This is a genomic window from Micromonospora haikouensis (assembly GCF_900091595.1).
Lineage (GTDB): Bacteria > Actinomycetota > Actinomycetes > Mycobacteriales > Micromonosporaceae > Micromonospora > Micromonospora haikouensis.
This window is the reverse complement of record NZ_FMCW01000046.1, coordinates 22,793-39,081: the sequence shown is the minus strand read 5'-3', so window position 1 is coordinate 39,081 and position 16,289 is coordinate 22,793. Positions and strand designations below refer to the sequence as shown.

At 72.8% G+C, this 16,289-nt stretch carries 15 protein-coding genes and 1 pseudogene; 7 read left to right on the top strand and 9 right to left on the bottom strand.

The window, feature by feature from the left end; genetic code table 11:
- Positions 1-250, bottom strand: a pseudogene (locus tag GA0070558_RS30410) (IS5/IS1182 family transposase); the annotation flags it as partial.
- Between the two features lie 214 nt (positions 251-464).
- Here GA0070558_RS30410 and GA0070558_RS30405 point away from each other — a divergent pair.
- The 3 genes from GA0070558_RS30405 (at position 465) to GA0070558_RS30395 (ending at position 4,771) form a co-directional block, all read left to right on the top strand.
- On the top strand, positions 465-1,736 hold the full coding sequence (locus GA0070558_RS30405) for an RNA-guided endonuclease InsQ/TnpB family protein (protein WP_091286281.1): 1,272 nt from the start codon (positions 465-467) through the stop codon (positions 1,734-1,736).
- Positions 1,737-2,079: 343 nt separating this feature from the next.
- The gene (locus GA0070558_RS30400) at positions 2,080-3,756 is read left to right on the top strand and encodes an ABC-F family ATP-binding cassette domain-containing protein (RefSeq protein WP_256092215.1); all 1,677 of its coding nucleotides are present in this window, start codon (positions 2,080-2,082) and stop codon (positions 3,754-3,756) included.
- Positions 3,757-3,769: 13 nt separating this feature from the next.
- Entirely contained in the window at positions 3,770-4,771 is a 1,002-nt protein-coding gene (locus GA0070558_RS30395) for a tyrosine-type recombinase/integrase (RefSeq protein ID WP_091286278.1), read from the top strand.
- Positions 4,772-4,775: 4 nt separating this feature from the next.
- Here the strand turns inward: GA0070558_RS30395 and GA0070558_RS30390 are convergent, their stop codons facing one another.
- Positions 4,776-6,482 carry an acyl-CoA dehydrogenase family protein gene (locus GA0070558_RS30390; RefSeq protein WP_218107136.1) on the bottom strand — a complete coding sequence of 569 codons (1,707 nt, stop codon included), beginning with the start codon at positions 6,480-6,482 and terminating at the stop codon, positions 4,776-4,778.
- Between the two features lie 120 nt (positions 6,483-6,602).
- Between GA0070558_RS30390 and GA0070558_RS30385 the strand changes: the two genes are divergently transcribed.
- Complete coding sequence (locus tag GA0070558_RS30385; protein ID WP_091286273.1) at positions 6,603-7,061, top strand: Rv0361 family membrane protein; 459 nt, start codon at positions 6,603-6,605, stop codon at positions 7,059-7,061.
- Between the two features lie 19 nt (positions 7,062-7,080).
- On the opposite strand, the gene GA0070558_RS30380 is transcribed toward GA0070558_RS30385, so the two are convergent.
- The 4 genes from GA0070558_RS30380 to GA0070558_RS30365 all read right to left on the bottom strand — a co-directional run bounded on the left by GA0070558_RS30380 (position 7,081) and on the right by GA0070558_RS30365 (position 10,881).
- Positions 7,081-7,800, bottom strand: a complete 720-nt coding sequence (locus GA0070558_RS30380) for a thymidine kinase (protein WP_091286270.1) — start codon at positions 7,798-7,800, stop codon at positions 7,081-7,083.
- Positions 7,801-7,853: 53 nt separating this feature from the next.
- The gene (locus tag GA0070558_RS30375) at positions 7,854-9,242 is read right to left on the bottom strand and encodes an MFS transporter (protein ID WP_091286267.1); all 1,389 of its coding nucleotides are present in this window, start codon (positions 9,240-9,242) and stop codon (positions 7,854-7,856) included.
- Between the two features lie 18 nt (positions 9,243-9,260).
- A complete protein-coding gene (locus GA0070558_RS30370) occupies positions 9,261-10,028 on the bottom strand; it encodes a glycerophosphodiester phosphodiesterase family protein (protein WP_091286265.1) in 768 nt (255 codons plus the stop codon).
- Positions 10,029-10,107: 79 nt separating this feature from the next.
- Positions 10,108-10,881, bottom strand: a complete 774-nt coding sequence (locus GA0070558_RS30365) for a lysophospholipid acyltransferase family protein (protein WP_091286261.1) — start codon at positions 10,879-10,881, stop codon at positions 10,108-10,110.
- 188 nt (positions 10,882-11,069) lie between these two features.
- Between GA0070558_RS30365 and GA0070558_RS30360 the strand changes: the two genes are divergently transcribed.
- Both GA0070558_RS30360 and cydB read left to right on the top strand, forming a co-directional pair.
- Positions 11,070-12,479 (top strand): cytochrome ubiquinol oxidase subunit I, encoded by a 1,410-nt coding sequence (locus GA0070558_RS30360; RefSeq protein ID WP_218107137.1) that lies wholly within the window; start codon positions 11,070-11,072, stop codon positions 12,477-12,479.
- 14 nt (positions 12,480-12,493) lie between these two features.
- On the top strand, positions 12,494-13,492 hold the full coding sequence (cydB, locus tag GA0070558_RS30355) for a cytochrome d ubiquinol oxidase subunit II (protein ID WP_091286255.1): 999 nt from the start codon (positions 12,494-12,496) through the stop codon (positions 13,490-13,492).
- A gap of 97 nt (positions 13,493-13,589) precedes the next feature.
- On the opposite strand, the gene GA0070558_RS30350 is transcribed toward cydB, so the two are convergent.
- Together GA0070558_RS30350 and GA0070558_RS30345 are read right to left on the bottom strand one after the other, a co-directional pair.
- Complete coding sequence (locus GA0070558_RS30350; RefSeq protein ID WP_091286293.1) at positions 13,590-14,306, bottom strand: hypothetical protein; 717 nt, start codon at positions 14,304-14,306, stop codon at positions 13,590-13,592.
- A gap of 66 nt (positions 14,307-14,372) precedes the next feature.
- Complete coding sequence (locus GA0070558_RS30345; protein ID WP_091286290.1) at positions 14,373-14,834, bottom strand: peroxiredoxin; 462 nt, start codon at positions 14,832-14,834, stop codon at positions 14,373-14,375.
- Positions 14,835-14,941: 107 nt separating this feature from the next.
- On the opposite strand from GA0070558_RS30345, the gene GA0070558_RS30340 reads away from it, so the two are divergent.
- Positions 14,942-15,670: an SDR family NAD(P)-dependent oxidoreductase gene (locus tag GA0070558_RS30340; RefSeq protein WP_091286253.1), complete on the top strand. Its 729-nt coding sequence runs from the start codon at positions 14,942-14,944 to the stop codon at positions 15,668-15,670.
- A 71-nt stretch (positions 15,671-15,741) separates the two neighbouring features.
- On the opposite strand, the gene GA0070558_RS30335 is transcribed toward GA0070558_RS30340, so the two are convergent.
- Entirely contained in the window at positions 15,742-16,071 is a 330-nt protein-coding gene (locus GA0070558_RS30335) for a TraR/DksA family transcriptional regulator (protein ID WP_091286250.1), read from the bottom strand.
- Positions 16,072-16,289: the final 218 nt, after the last annotated feature.

The window sequence follows — 16,289 nt, the reverse complement described above, 5'->3', positions numbered from 1 at the left end:
CGAGCACGTCGATGGCCTCGTGCAGGTAGTCGTAGCCGGTGGACACGCTGATCTTGTTGTCGGCGGCGAGTTGCGTGATCCGGGTGCCGTCGCAGAACCAGCGCAGGGCCAGGATCGCCTGGTCACGGCAGGTCAGTGACCGGGTTCGGGCACGGGTGCCGCGGCGGGTGCGTTCGGCGTCCAGCAGCCCGGTCAGGCGGTGAACGGTCTCCTCGCGCACCGGCAGCACGGCGGTGTATGTGACACTCATGTCGACGCAGGACCTCTGTGAAGTTGATCTGTGGAAGGACCACTTCGTATCGAGGTTCTGCGTCTTCTCTTCGTACCTGACCTGAACTGGCGCGTCCAACGCCTACCCGGCATTCCGGACAGCTACTGACTGCTACCGCCTGCTTGCGCGGAATGGCTCAGTGTCTACCCGTGCGAATGTCTGCGAGATCGACCATTACCAGAATGGTAAATTCGTGATCGTGCAGCTGCGTTACCAGTTCCGCGTCTACCCGACGCCTGGCCAGCAGATCGAGCTGGCCAGGGCGTTCGGGTGCGCGCGGGTGGTGTTCAACGACGGGTTGCGGTTGCGTCAGCAGGCGCGTGAGCAAGGGATTGCGTACGTCTCTGACGGGGAGTTGTCGCGTCGGGTCATCACCGAGGCCAAGGCGACGCCGCAGCGGGCCTGGCTGGGCGAGGTGTCGGCGGTGGTGTTGCAGCAGGCCCTCGCGGACCTGAACACCGCGTACCGCAACTTCTTCGACTCGCTGTCCGGCAAACGCAAGGGCCGCAAGGTCGCCCCGCCGAGGTTCCGGTCGCGCAAGGACAACCGGCAGGCGATCCGTTTCACCAGGAATGCCCGGTTCAAGGTCCTCGACAACGGCCGCCTGCGGTTGCCGAAGATCGGCGACTTGCACGTGCGCTGGTCGCGGACCCTGCCATCAGACCCGTCGTCCGTCGCGATCATCAAGGACGCTGCCGGGCGGTACTGCGCCTCGTTCGTGGTGACCACGGCCGAGGACGAGGCGTTGCCGCCGGTCGCGTCCGAGGTCGGCATCGATCTGGGGCTGACCCACTTCGCCGTGCTCTGCGACGGCACGAAGGTCGCCGCCCCGAAGTTCCTGCGTCGCGCCGCCCGCAAGCTCAAACGGCTGCAACAGGCCCTCTCGCGCAAGCAGCGCGGCAGCCAGAACCGCAGGAAGGCCGTGATCAAGGTTGCCAGGGCCCACGCCCGGGTGGCCGACACCCGACGGGACTGGCAGCACAAGCTGTCCACGGCGATCATCCGCGACAACCAAGCGGTGTACGTCGAGGACCTTGCCGTTGCCGGACTCGGCCGGACCAGGCTCGCCAGATCCGTGCACGACGCCGGATGGGCCGGCTTCACCAGCATGCTGGAGTACAAGGCCGCGAGGTACGGGCGCACCTTCGCCCGCGTCGACCGGTTCTTCCCGTCCACCCGGATGTGCTCCGACTGCGGACGGATCAACGAGAAGATGACGCTCGACGTGCGCGCGTGGGACTGCCCGTGCGGCAGCCACCACGACCGCGACGTCAACGCCGCCAAGAACATCAGGGCCGCTGGACAGGCGGACCTCAACGACCGTGGAGCACACGTAAGACCGGGACCCGTCCCGGCAGCGCGCAGAGAAGCGGTAACCCACCCGAACGCCGCGTGTCCCACACGCAGCGTGGAGGGAATCTCCGTTCTTCAAGGCGGAGAGGATGTCAAGACAACGGGGTGCTGACCTGCGCATCCCCGTGGCCGAGCGGGCCAAGCCCCGCCGGGTGGCCATCGCCACCGCGGCAACGGCCACCGGCAGATCGACGCCTGACGGCACCCGACGCGATCAGGGCACCCCGCGGCGGGGTGCCCTGATCGCAACGACACGTAAACCGGTCGCGGGCGGCGGCGGGGGATGCCAGACTCGACGACGTCCCCGCAGCCGAGACACCGGAGCCGACCAGCGCATGTGATCCCGCAGGCCGCGGCCGGGCCGACCGCCCCGCCGCCACGCGCACCGACCGGCCGCCCGTCGTGGGCGTCCCGGCCCGCCTGCCGTCCCGCGGAGGATCACCGTGTTGAAAGTCGTGTCCGTCAGCTTGCAGTACGACGCCGAGCCGCTGTTCACCGGCGTCGACCTCGTGGTCAACGCCGGCGACCGGGTCGGCCTGGTCGGCCCCAACGGGGTCGGCAAGTCCAGCCTCCTGCGGGTGCTCACCGGGGCCGAGCCGCCGTCGACCGGGCACGTCAGCCTCTCCCCCGGCACCCGGATCGGCTACTTCGCCCAGCAGCCGCCCGACCCGACGGTCACCGTCGGGCAGTTCCTCGCCGCCGGCCTCGGCGAACTGGGCCGGCTCGACCGGCGGCTGCGGACCCTGGAGCGGCGGCTGGCCGGCGGGGACACCACCGCGCTGGACGCCTACGGCGAGGCCCAGGACCGCTTCGCCGCCCTGGACGGGTGGCGGGCGCAGGCCCGGCTGGCCGAGGTCCGCCAGCGACTCGACGTGGCCGGCCTGCCCGACGACGCGCCGCTGCACCGCGTCAGCGGCGGAGAGCAGGCCCGGCTGACCCTGGCCCGGGTGCTGCTGGACACCCCGGACCTGCTGATCCTCGACGAGCCGACCAACCACCTCGACGCCGACGGCATCGCCTGGCTCGGCGGCTGGCTGGCCGCGTTCGGCGGCGGCGTGCTGGTGGTCAGCCACGACCGGGCGTTCCTCGACCGCACCGTCACCCGCGTCGTGGAACTCGACGGCATCCACGACACACCGCAGACGTACGCCGGCGGGTACACCGACTACCGGGCGGAGAAGACCCGCCGCTGGCAGCGGCTGCTGCTGGACTACGAGGCGCAGGAGAAGACCCACCAGCGGCTGCTGGCCGACATCGCGCGCACCAAGGAACACGCGCGCGGGGTGGAGTCGACGGTGCGCCGCGGTCTCGGCGCCGACCAGGCGCGCCGCTACGCGAAGAAGGTCGCGCGTAAGGCCACGGCGCGGCAGCGGCGGCTACGCCGGCAGATGGAGTCGCTGCGGTGGCTGGCGCAGCCGCAGACCCGCCCGACGCTGACCCTGGCGTTTCCCGACCCGGCCGGCGGCGACGGCCGGGACGTGCTCGCCGCGCGGGGCCTGGCCGCCCGCGCCGGCGACCGGCCCCTGTTCGCGGGCGTGGACCTGCGGGTGCGCGCCGGCGACCGGGTGCTGCTCACCGGCGACAACGGCACCGGCAAGACCACGCTGCTGCGTATCCTCGCCGGCCTGCGCGAACCCGACGCGGGGGAGGTCACCTGCGGTGCGCCGGTGGCGCTGCTGCCGCAGACCCACGACGCGCTGCGCACCGACGTCCCGGTGCTGACGTGGTTCCGCTCCCAGGTGCCCGTGTACGTCGACGAGGCCGAGCGGCTGCTCGACGCGCACCTGTTTGGCCCGGAGCAGTGGGACCAGCCGCTGCGGCTGCTGTCGGCCGGGGAGCTGCGCCGGCTGCTGCTGGCGGTCATGGTGAACGGTCCGGCGCGGGTGCTGCTGCTCGACGAGCCGACGAACTTCCTCGACTTCGACTCCCTGGACGTGGTGGAGGAGGCGCTGCGCGCGTACCGGGGCACGGTGGTGCTGGTGACCCACGACGTGTGGTTCGCCGACGCCGTCGGCTACGACCGGTGTTGGCGGGTCACGGGCGGCGGGGTTCACGAGGAGCCGGCCGGCGGCGGGCGGCCGGGGCGGGAAAGCCTTCGGGCGCGCCTCACCGCCGACGCACACGAAGGCTGAGAACCTTTCACCCATGCTTCGTCCCGAGTTTCCGGTGCTGCCGCGTGGCGCGGCCCGGCCGGCCCTGCGCGGGGCCGGTCCGGGCGACTTCACCGAGGCGTGGCTGCGTAACCGCCGGTTGTCCGAGCACACCCGCGACGCCTACCGGCGGGACGTGGCCGGCTGGTTGGCGTGGTGTCGGGCCCGGGAGCTGGACCCGCTGCGGGCGAACTTCCTCGACGTCAACGCCTACGGTCGGGAGTTGGAGGCCACCCCGGCGGCGCGCAGCGGCCGGCCGTTGACCCCGGCGACGGTGGCCCGCAAGCTGTCGGCCCTGTCGAGCTGGTACGACTTCCTGGTCAAGCTGCGGGCGATCGAGGCGAACCCGGTAACGGCGGCGGACCGGCCCCGCGTCGACCGGGACCACTCCTCGACGATCGGGTTGACGCCGCAGGAGGTGGACGCGCTGCTGGCCGCCGCGCAGGCCGAGACCGGGCCGACGGCGGCCCGGAACCGGGCGGCGGTGGCGCTGCTGGCCGACCTGGGGCTGCGGGTGGGGGAGCTGGTGTCGCTGGACGTGGCGGACCTGGGCGCGGAGCGGGGGCACCGCAGTGTCCGGTTCGTCGGCAAGGGCGGCAAGCCGCGGCGGCGGGCGCTGACCCCGTCCACGGCGTACGAGGTGGACGCCTACCTGGCGCAGCGGGCGGCGGCGCAGGGGGTGGGCGTCCACGAGGTGACCGGGCCGCTGCTGGTCACCGCGACCGGCGCGCGGCTGGACCGGCACTCGGTGTTCCGGCTGGTGCGGCGGCTGGCCCGCGCGGCGGGCATCCCGGCGTGGGAGAAGCTGTCGCCGCACTCGCTGCGGCACGCGTTCGCCACGACGGCCCGCGCGGAGGGGGTGCCGTTGGAGGACGTGCAGGACGCGATGGGGCACGCGGACCCGCGGACGACCCGCCGCTACGACCGGGACCGGCACAACCTGGACCGCGACCCGGCGTACGCGATCTGGGCGGCGCGGGCCCGCCGGCGCGCCTAGCTGCTCAGCAGAGCAGGTCGAGGTGGCGGTGGGCGTCGGCGGAGATGTCCTCGTGGCGCAGCCGCCGCCGCGCCCACAGCTCGGCGGCGACGCGGGCCTGCTCGTCGCCCCACGCGGCGTGCTCGACGAGCAGGGCGCAGGTCAGCGCCGCCGCCAGGCGTAACGCCAGCGCGCGGGCGCCGGCGACGACGTCGGTGGCGCGCGGGTCGGCGGCGACGTCGGCGAGGGCGGCGGTCAACTGGCCGGTGACCGTGGCGAGGGTGTCGGCCAGGGCCGGCGACAGCGGCCGGGCCAGGTCGACGGCGGCGGCGAGGCGGCGCAGCAGGGGCGCGTCGGCGTTCTCGCGGGCGACGGCGCGCAGCACGTCCAGGGCGAGCACGTTGGTGGTGCCCTCCCAGATCGGCAGGACCTGCGCGTCGCGCAGCAGCCGGGGCACGCCGGTGTCCTCGACGTATCCGGCGCCGCCGAACGCCTCCACGTATTCGCTGGCGCAGGCCACGGCGAGGCGGCCGGTGGCGAGTTTCGCCAGGGGCGCGACGACCCGCAGCTCGGCGGCGGCGTCCACGTCGGCGTCGGTCTCGACGCGGCCGAGCAGCGCGAACGCGTGCCCGGCCAGGGCGAACGCGGCGGCGGCGTCGACGGCGAGCGCGCCGAGGGTGGCCCGGTGCAGCGGGCTGTCGGCCAGGCGTCCCCCGGCGACCGTGCGGGCGGTGGCGTAGGCGCGGGCGTAGTCCAGGCCGCGGCGGATCCCGCCGGCCGCGGCGGCGGCGTTGTGCACCCGGGTCACCACCACCAGGGTCATCGCCCGGGCCAGGCCGGGCACCGCCGGGTCGCCCAGCGGCAGCGCGTACGCGTCGGTGAGGCCGATCTCGGCGGTCGGCAGCGCCCACGTGCCCAGCTTGTCCTTGAGCCGGTGCACGGTGACGCCGGGGGCGGGCGAGTCGGCGGCGGCGGTGACCCCGGCCAGGGGCGAGTCGGCGGCGTAGCGGGGCACCATGAACGGGGCGAGCACGCGGCTGCCCCGCCCGGCGCCCTCGGGGCGGGCCAGGGCCACCGCCATCGGCGCGTCGGCGGCGGAGCAGAACCACTTCTGGCCGGTGAGCCGCCACGACCCGTCGGCGGCGGGCCGGCCCACGGTGCTGGAGCCGGACAGGTCGGAGCCGCCCTGCGACTCGGTCATCCACTGCCCGGACACGATCGCCGTGTCGGGGTCGGTGGAGGTCAGCCGGGGCAGCCACGCGTCGCGCACGGCCGCGTCGACGTCGGGCAGGCTCAGCAGCGCCGCCGCGCCGTCGGCCATGGCCACCGGGCAGGAGAACGTGGCCGACTCCGGCCCGTACAGGTGCAGCAAGGCGTGTTGGACGACCCGCGCGCCGGCCCCCCACCGCTGCCGCGCGGACGCCTGGTAGGGCAGGGCGACCACGGCGTGGCGGGCGGCGGCGGCGCGTTGGGCCCGCCAGCCGGCGGACGTGTCGATGCGGTCGACGCGCGCGCCCCACCCGTCGTAGCGGACCAGGACCGGCGGGTGGGCCTCGGCGTCGGCGTGCGCGGCGCGCAGCGGTCCGGCCACGTCGGCGGCCAAATCGACCAGCCGGGGCTGCGCGGCGTCGTGCCCGGCGGGGCCGAGCAGGCGGCGCAGCCAGGACCGCAGCAGCCGGTCACCGGTGTACGGGTCGTCGGGGGTGGGCACCGGCTGCACGTAACGGGTCATCGTCGCCTCGCCTCCGCGGGTTGCCATCCGTGTGCCGCCGACCGTAGACGATGCGGCCGGGCGGGGCGACCCGGGGCGAGTGCCTGCGCGGCGGCGGCGGGTGGGCCTACGGTCGACGTGATGGGCAGTGAGCAGCCGTGGACGCGGCCGGCGCGGCGGGGCCGGCCGGCGCGCACCGGTCTGCTGGCCGTCGGCGCGGGGTTGGGGCTGTGCCTGGTGGGGGTGGCCGGGCTGGGCGCGTGGAACGTGCAGATGCTGGCCGGTGCCGGCGACCAGGTCCGCGACAGCGCCGACGGGTTCCTGCGGGAGGTCGCCGCAGGCGACGTGGAGCGGGCCTACGAGCGGCTGTGCGCGCAGTCGCGCAGCCGGTGGAGCGCGGTCGGTTTCGCCGGCTGGGTACGCACGCCGCCGGTGGTCACCGGCTACGAGATCGTCGACGTGTCGGTGCGCACCAAGGGGGGCCGGCCGACGGGGACCGTGCGGGCGCGGCTGATCCGCGACGGGGGCGCGGGGGAGGACCGCACGGTGCCGATGGTGAAGGAGGACGGCCGGTGGCGGGTCTGCGGTGACCCGTTCTGAGCCGCTGCCGCCTGCCCGGTCAGTCGCGGGGGCCCAGCTCACCGGCGCGGTAGTGCCGCCGGCACAGCACCTGGTAGCGCACGTCGGCGGTGTCCACGGTGTCGCCGATGACGACCTGTTCGCCTTCGCGGACGACCCGGCCGCCGATGACGCGGGCGTTGAGCAGCCCTTCGCGGCCGCACCAGCACAGCACCTCGACCTGGATGCGGGCGACGGAGTCGGCGAGTTCGAACAGCCGCCGGGCGGCGGGGAACAGGCAGGACCGGAAGTCGGTGGCCAGGCCGAACGCGTACACGTCGACGTCGTCGTTGTCGACGAGGTCGGCCATCTGCTCGATGTGTTCGAGGTTGTAGAAGGACGCCTCGTCGCAGATGAGGTAGTCCACGCGTACCCCGTCGGCCCAGGCGTCGCGGACCAGGTCGCGCAGGTCGAGGCCGTCGGTGACCTCGATCGCGGCGTGGGCCAGGCCGATGCGGGTGGTGACCTGCGGGCCCAGGGACCGGTCGATGCGGGTGGTGACCAGGCCGCGGCGGCCCTGCCGGGCGTGGTTGTGGTTCATCTGCAGGGCCATCGTGGACTTGCCGCAGTCCATCGGCCCCCAGAAGAACCGCAGGGCGGCGGCGTGCAGCGGCCGGCCGTCGGCGCCCCGGGTCGCGGCGCAGCCGCGGCGGGGGTCGTCGTCCGGGCCCGGGAGGGGCCGGGCCAGGCAGATCGGGGTGGCAGCGGCGTCGTCGGTCACGTCGGGGCAGCCTAGCCGATCGAGCACCGCCGATCAGTCGGGTGCGTGTCGGCCTACAGCACCCTCGGCGGGGTGTTGCCTGCGGCGACGATCGCGCGGCGGATCGGCACGGCGGCCAGCAGCGCGAACCCGACCACGAAGAAGATCAGCAGGGAGACCAGGCCCACCCGGTAGGACGCGGTGAGCTGGAACACCAGCCCGAAGGCGAGAGGCCCGAGCCAGCTGGTGCCCTTGTCGCTGATCTCGTAGAAGCCGTAGTACTCGCCCTCCTTGCCGGCGGGGATGAGCTGGCTGAACAGCGACCGGCTCAGCGCCTGGCTGCCGCCGAGGACCAGGCCGATGCAGCCGCCGAGGATCATGAACGGCAGCGGCGCCTCGGCGGGCAGCCGGAACGCGGCGATGATCACGCCGGTCCACAGCACGAGGCTGAGCAGCACCGTCTTCCACGCCCCGATGCGCCGGGCCAGCGCGCCCAGGCCCAGCGCCCCGCCGAAGGCGAGGAACTGCACCAGCAGGATGGTGGTGATCAGGGTGCTCTGCCCCAGCTTCAGCTCCTCGGTGCCGTACTGGCTGGCGAGGGTGATCACGGTCTGGATGCCGTCGTTGTAGACCAGGAACGCCAGCAGGAAGAACAACGTCAGCGGGTACGCCTTGACCTCGCGCAGGGTGCGGCCGAGCTGCCGGAACCCGTCGGTGAGCACGTTGCCGCCGCCGGCCGACGCGGCGACGGGCGGGCGCTCGCGCAGCCAGCGCAGCGGCACGAGGGTGAACGCCGCCCACCACACGCCGGCCGACACGATCGACCAGCGGGCCAGGTCCAGGGTGCGCTGCGGGTTGCCGTCCTCGGCGAGCATGGTCACCGCGACGAGGTTCGCGGCCAGCAGCAGCCCGCCGCCGAGGTAGCCGATGGCCCAGCCGCGGCTGGAGATGCCGTCGCGTTCGTCGGGGCCGCCCAGCTGCGGCAGGAACGAGTTGTAGACCACCACGGCCGCGCCGAAGGCGATGTTGGCCACCAGGAACAGCGCCCCGCCGAGCAGGTACCGCTCGCCGGTGACGAACGCGAACGCGATCGTCGCCCCCGCGCCGGTGAACGCCGCCGCGCCCAGCAGCCGCTTCTTGTGCGCCGACCGGTCGGCCACCGCGCCGACCACCGGCAGCACGAACACGGTCAGGAACACCGACAGGGAGATCAGGTACGGGTAGTAGGAGCCGGCGGCGACCCGGATGCCCAGCGGGTGTACGTACCCGTCGCAGGTGTCGGCGCCCAGCGCGCAGCCGGCGGCCAGCTCGGTGACGGTGGTCAGGAACGGGCCGAGGAACACGGTGATGACTGTCGTCTGGAACGCCGAGTTCGCCCAGTCGTAGAGGTACCAGCCGCGCCGCTCCCGGGCGGTGCTGGCAGGCGGCGGGGTCGCCACGTCGGGGGTGACCGTCTCGGCCATCGGTTTCCTCCGCCGATCTCAGGCGGCCCAGTGGCCGCGGCTGCGGTAGACGTCGCGCAGCACGCCGACGTGATCGGTCATGATGCCATCCACACCAAGATCAAGTAACTCGTGCATCTCGGCAGGTTCGTCGATCGTCCAGACGTGCACGTGCAACCCCAGCCCGTGCGCGTACGCCAGGAACCGGCGGTCGACCACCGGCAGCCGGCCGTAGCGCGGCGGCACCTGCACCGCCACCACCGACGGGTGCAGCCGCACCGGCCGTCCGTGCAGCGACGCCACCCGCAGCCGGGCCACCCCGCGCGCGCCCAGCCCCGTGGCGACCCGCCCGTGCGTGGCCGCCCGCAGCCGGGCCAGCCGGGCGTCGCTGAACGAGGCCAGCAGCACCCGGTCGCCGGCGGCGACCCGATCGAGCGCGGCGACGGTCGGCGCGACCGCCCCGTCGGCCTTCACGTCGACGTTGAACCGCACCTGCGGCCACGCGCCGAGGACGTCGTCGAGGCGCGGCACCACGGCGGCCCCGCCGACGCGCACCGACGCCAGGTCAGCCCAGCGCAGATCCGCGATGCGCCCCGGCTGCCCGGTGACCCGCCGCAGGGTCGCGTCGTGGAACACCACCGCGACCCCGTCGGCGGTGGCGTGCACGTCGGTCTCGACGTACCGGTAGCCCAGGCCGACGGCGCGGGCGAACGCCTCGGCGGTGTTCTCGTCGCCGTGGGCCGCGCCGCCGCGGTGGGCGAACGCCAGCGGCGCGGGCGCGTCGAGGTAGGCGGAGGGGGAGGGCACGCCCGGCAGTATGCCCCGCCGGGGCCGACGCCGGATGACCGGCAGGTGAGCGGCCCGCCACCCCCACGCGTCAGGGGCGTCAGGGCAGCCGGCGGCGGTGCGCCCGGGAGGTGTCGACGGGACGGCCCGGGTCCACGTGGCGCGGCACGTCGGGCTCGTCGGGGCGCAGCGGCACCAGGGCGTCGGTGATCGCGTCGATGATCCGGTCGGTGACCCGCCGGGCCGCGCCCGGCGCGTCCGCGGCGACGTCGCCCAGCACTACCGGGTCGCCGAAGTGCACCCGCAGCACCGGCCGCCGCCACACCGCCCGGGCCACCGCCCGCAGCATGCCCTTCGGCGCCCGGTACGGCAGCACCTCGTGCGAGCCCCACTGGGCCACCGGCACCACGGTCGCGCCGCTGGCCAGGGCGAGCCGGGCGGTGCCCGTCTTGCCGCGCTCGGGCCACAGGCCCGGGTCCAGCCCGATGCGGCCCTCCGGATACACCAGGATCACCGACCCGGCGGCCACGGCGCACGCCGCGTCGTCCAGGGCCCGGTGCACGGCGGCGGTGCCCCGGTCGACGCGCAGGTGCCCGGCGCGGCGCATCGCCGCCCCCAGCAGCGGGGCGCGGAACAGCCCGCCGGTGGCCATGAACCGAGGGGAGACGCCGCGGGCGCGGCAGGCGGCGGCCAGCACGAGCGGGTCGAAAGGGCTCAGGTGGTTGGCGGCCAGGATCAGCGGCCCCCGGCGCAGCCCTTCGGGCACGTCGCCGGTGACCTCGAGGTGGGCCAGAGCGCCGACGACGGCGCGGGCGAGCAGCTGGGCGCCGCGCCAGATCAGGGGCGGGCGCCAGCGGGCGGTGGGCGTGTCCATCAGCGGTCGATGGTCGCACGCCCGCGCCAGGCCCAGGGGACAGGGGAGTGCGCCGGCGGGGGCCGCCCGGCCGAGGTGATCAAGGTCATTGGTCCCGGGCCGGGTCGGGACCTCCGCCCCTGCCGGATCTTCTACGACGACGAGTAGTATCTACTACGTCTCGTAGTATGAAAGGCTGGGGGTTCCAGGTGGACGCGTTGGACGTCGCCCGCTGGCAGTTCGGTGTCACCACCGTCTACCACTTCCTGTTCGTGCCGCTGACCATCGGCCTGTCCGTACTCGTCGCCATCCTCCAGACCATGTGGCACCGCACCGGCAACGAGCGCTACCTCAAACTCACCAAATTCTACGGAAAACTCTTCCTCATCAACTTCGCCATGGGCGTCGTCACCGGCATCGTCCAGGAATTCCAGTTCGGCATGAACTGGAGCGACTACTCCCGCTTCGTCGGCGACATCTTCGGCGCACCCCTGGCCATCGAAGCCCTCGTCGCCTTCTTCCTCGAATCCACCTTCATCGGCCTGTGGATCTTCGGCTGGGACCGACTGCCCAAACGACTGCACCTCGCCGCGATCTGGGCCGCCGCCATCGGCACCAACCTGTCGGCCTACTTCATCCTCGCCGCCAACTCGTTCATGCAGAACCCCGTCGGCTTCCGGATCAACCCCGACAGCGGCCGCGCCGAACTCACCGACTTCGTCGCCGTCCTCACCAACAAGGTCGCCCTCGTCACCTTCCCGCACACCCTCGCCGGATCGTTCCTCGTCGCCGGCTCCCTCGTGACCACCGTCGGCCTCTGGCACGTCATCCGCAACCGCGGCAGCGCCGACACCGGCGCATACCGCTTCGCCACCACGTTCGGCTCCTGGGTCGTCCTGATCTCCTCGGCCCTCGTCCTGCTCACCGGCGACATCCAAGGCAAGATCATGACCGAGGTGCAGCCCATGAAGATGGCCGCCGCCGAAGGCCTCTACACCACCGAGAGCCCCGCCTCGTTCTCCGTGCTCACCGTCGGCAGCCTCGACGGCAGCCGCGAGGTCTTCGCCCTCAAGATCCCCTACCTGCTGTCGTTCCTCGGCACCGGCGACCCCAACGGCACCGTCCAAGGAATCAACGACCTCCAGGCCCAATACGCCACCCAGTACGGCCCCGGCAACTACGCCCCCATCATCCCCGTCACCTACTGGAGCTTCCGCTTCATGATCGGCTTCGGGCTCGCCACCGCCGCGATCGCCCTCCTGGTCCTCTGGAGCCAACGCAAGGGCCGCACCCCCACCAGCCGCTGGCTGCTCCGCGCCGGCCTCGTCATGCCCGTACTGCCACTGCTGGCCAACTCCTTCGGCTGGATCTTCACCGAAATGGGCCGCCAACCCTGGATCGTCTTCGGCGAAATGCTCACCCGCAACGGCGTCTCCCGCACCGTCTCCCTCACCGAAGTCCTCACCTCCTTCACCGCCTTCACCCTCATCTACGCCACCCTCGCCGTCATCGAATTCAAACTCCTCCTCCGCTACGCCAAAGCCGGCGTACCCGAACTCAGCCCCGACCCCGAACCCACCGACGACGACACCGAGCGCCCGCTCGCCTTCGCCTACTGACCCGGAGCCCCACCGTGGAACTCACCACCATCTGGTTTCTCCTCGTCGCCGTGCTCTTCACCGGCTACTTCATCCTCGAAGGCTTCGACTTCGGCGTCGGCATGCTCCTACCCGTCCTCGGCCGCGACGACCGCGAACGCCGCGTCCTCATCAACACCATCGGCCCGGTCTGGGACGGCAACGAGGTCTGGCTCATCACCGCCGGCGGCGCCATGTTCGCCGCCTTCCCCGAGTGGTACGCCACCCTCTTCTCCGGCTTCTACCTGCCCCTGCTGCTCATCCTGCTCGCCCTCATCGCCCGCGGCGTCGCCTTCGAATACCGCCACAAGCGCCCCGAACCCACCTGGAAACGCCGCTGGGACCACGCCATCTTCTGGGGCTCCGCCATCCCCGCCGTCCTGTGGGGCGTCGCCTTCGCCAACATCTTCCGCGGCGTACCCCTAGACGCCGACCACGAATACGTCGGCGGCCTCACCGACCTGCTCCACCCCTACGCCCTCCTCGGCGGCCTCACCACCCTCGGCCTCTTCCTCACCCACGGCGCCGTCTTCCTCGCCCTCAAGACCACCGGCGACATCCGCCACCGCGCCCGAAACCTCGCCCTCAAACTCGGCGTCGGCACCGCCGTCGTCGCCGTCGCCTTCCTCACCTGGACGCTCACCATCCGCGCCAACACCACCGCCCTCGCCCTCGCCGCCGGCGCCGCCATCGCCCTCCTCGCCGGCCTCGCCGCCGCCCGCACCCGCCGCGAAGGCTGGGCCTTCACCGGCACCGCCCTCGCCATCGCCCTCGCCGTCGCCACCCTCTTCACCGCACTCTTCCCCAACGTCATGCCCTCCACGCTGGACCCCGCCGGCACCCTCACCGCCACCAACGCCGCCTCCACCCCCTACACCCTCAAGATCATGACCTGGGTGGCGGTCATCTTCACCCCCATCGTCCTGGCCTACCAAGGCTGGACCTACTGGGTCTTCCGCAAGCGCATCGGCATCGCCCACATCCCCACCCACTGACCACCCACCCCAGGGCCGGCGCGACCCCCCACGCGCCGGCCCCACACACAAAACCGCCCCCGCCGCACACAGCGACGGGGGCGGAGGACCAACACCATCAACCCGCCTCGCGCAACTCCGCCAACCGCGCCTCGATCTCCGCCAACTCCGCCCGCAACTTCTCCGCCTGCTGCTCCGCCTCCGCCCGCTCCGCCGCCAGAATCTGCTCCACCGCCTCCTGCACCCCCGGAACATCCACCAACGCCACCATCCGCAACGCCTCCGCCGGCTTCACCACATACGGCTTCGCCAACGCCTTCGCACCCTGCTGCGCCGCCACCGTCCACTCACCATCCGCATACGCCAACGTCACCGTCAACCCCGCCGGCCCCTTCGGCTTCACCACCTTCGCCGCCTTCACCGGCCTACGCGCCGGCTTCACCTCCGCCAACTCCTGCTCCTGCTCCACCCTCGGCTCCTCCCGCCGCTGCGCCGGCACCCGCGGCGTGTCCAACACGAACTCCGGCTCCACCGACACCGGCTCAGGATCCGGCTCCGGCTGCGCCTCCACCGACACCGCAGCCGCCTTCCGACCCGCCCCCCGCGGCGCCACCGCCACATCAGCGGGGGAGAACGGCAACTCGTCACGCCCGAACCGCACCACCACGAACTCGTCCGACACCGCCGGATCCGTCAACTCCACCACCTGACCCACCTGACCAGCGATCTGACCAGCCGACGAGGTGAACACCACCCTCGGCTTCCGGCCCGCCGCCAATGCCTCCCGGATGCTCTGCACCTCGTCAGTGGACAAACCCTGGCCCGCGGCAACCATCACAACCCTCTTCCGTACACCTGTTTGATCCTGCCTTGATACCAGCCCACCCCGACACCCCGAAGATCAACCCCCCAACGCCCGCAACGCCCGATCCGCATGCTCGTTCATCCCCAACTCGCTGTGCACCACCTCCACCACCCGCCGATCCACACCGATCACGAACGTCATCCGCCGCGTACTCAACGGCCCCAACGGCAACCGCCGCAACACCCCGAACCGCCGCGCCACCACACCGTCGACATCCGACAACAACGGATAGTCGAACCCGTGCAACCGCGAAAACTCCGCCTGCCGCTCCACCGCATCCCGACTGATCCCCACCCGAGACGCACCCACCGCCGCGAACTCCGCCGCCAGATCCCGGAAATGACAACTCTCCGCCGTGCAACCCCGCGTCATCGCCGCCGGATAGAAGAACAACACCACCGGCCCCGACGCCAGAAACTCCGACAACCGCCGCGACGCACCCGTCTCGTCCGGCAACTCGAAATCCTCGACCAGGTCACCGACCCGCACACCCGCCACCACAACCCCCTCGCCACGAACCGACGCCGGCAGCGTAAGCGATCACACCCGCCAACGCCCCCACCCCACCGGTAACGTCACCACAACCGGGGGAGGAGGAACACCCGATGCAACCCGTCACCATCGTCACCGGCGGCAGCCGCGGCATCGGCGCCGCCACCGCCCGCCGCCTCGCCCACGCAGGCCACCACGTCGCCATCGCCTACCGCCGCGACCACACCGCCGCCACCGATGTCGTCGCCGACATCCAGGCCACCGGCCGAAACGCCATCGCCGTCCAAGCCGACACCACCGACCCCGACGCCGTCACCCACCTCTTCGACACCGCCGCCACCCTCGGCCCCCTCACCGGCCTGGTCAACAACGCCGGCGTCACCAGCCCCATCGGCCCCATCACCGACCTGCGCGCCGAAGACCTACGCCACGTCGTCGACGTCAACCTCATCGGGTACGTCCTCTGCGCCCAACAAGCCGCCCGCCGCCTCACCCGAGGCGGCGCCATCGTCAACGTCTCCTCCGCCGCCGCCACCCTCGGCAGCCCAGGGGAGTACGTCCACTACGCCGCCGCCAAAGCCGCCACCGACACCCTCACCATCGGCCTCGCCAAGGAACTCGCCCCCCACGGCATCCGCGTCAACGGCGTCGCCCCCGGCATCATCCGCACCGACCTGCACGCCCTCTCCGGCGCACCCGACCGCGCCGACACCGCCGCCGGCCGCATCCCACTCGGCCGCGCCGGCGAACCCGACGAGATCGCCACCGCCATCGCCTGGCTGCTCAGCCCCGAAGCCAGCTACGCCACCGGCACCGTCCTACGCGTCTCCGGCGGCCTCTGACCAGCACACCCCACCCACCGACACGGCGTGGGCCGCCACCCAGACCGAGGTGGCGGCCCACGACACCCACGTCAGCCGGCCGACTTCTCCTGGCACGGCACACAGAAGCGGGCGTACGGCACCACCTCCAGCCGCGGCACCGGAATCGCCCGCTCGCACCTCTCACACACGCCGTACCCACCCTCGTCGATGCGCCGCAACGCGTCGGCGACCTGCTCGACGCCGCGCCGGGCGGCCACCACCAGCGCCGCCCGGGTGTGCGCCTCGCCCGGGTCGCCCGTGTCGGCGTTGAGCTCGGTCAGTTCCCGCAGCCGCGCCGTCTGCGTGGCGAACTCGTCCGCCAGCGACACGCGGAGCTCGGCCAGCCACTGCTGGTCGACGGTGCGATGATCCAGACTCATGGTCGATCCTTCCGATCGGAAACCCGGGAACGACGAGAAGCCCGGGGAAAAGAAAAAGGGCCGAAGCTCTACGGCTTCGCCCTGGCGGTCGTTTCGGGGAGGGGACCGCCGCCGGAGGGCCACGGCCGGTCGGGCTCGGCAGCCCGTACGTCACCACCGCGCTCGCCTGGCAGACGACGACCGACGCGGCCGGGACGACCGCACGGCGCGCGACGCGC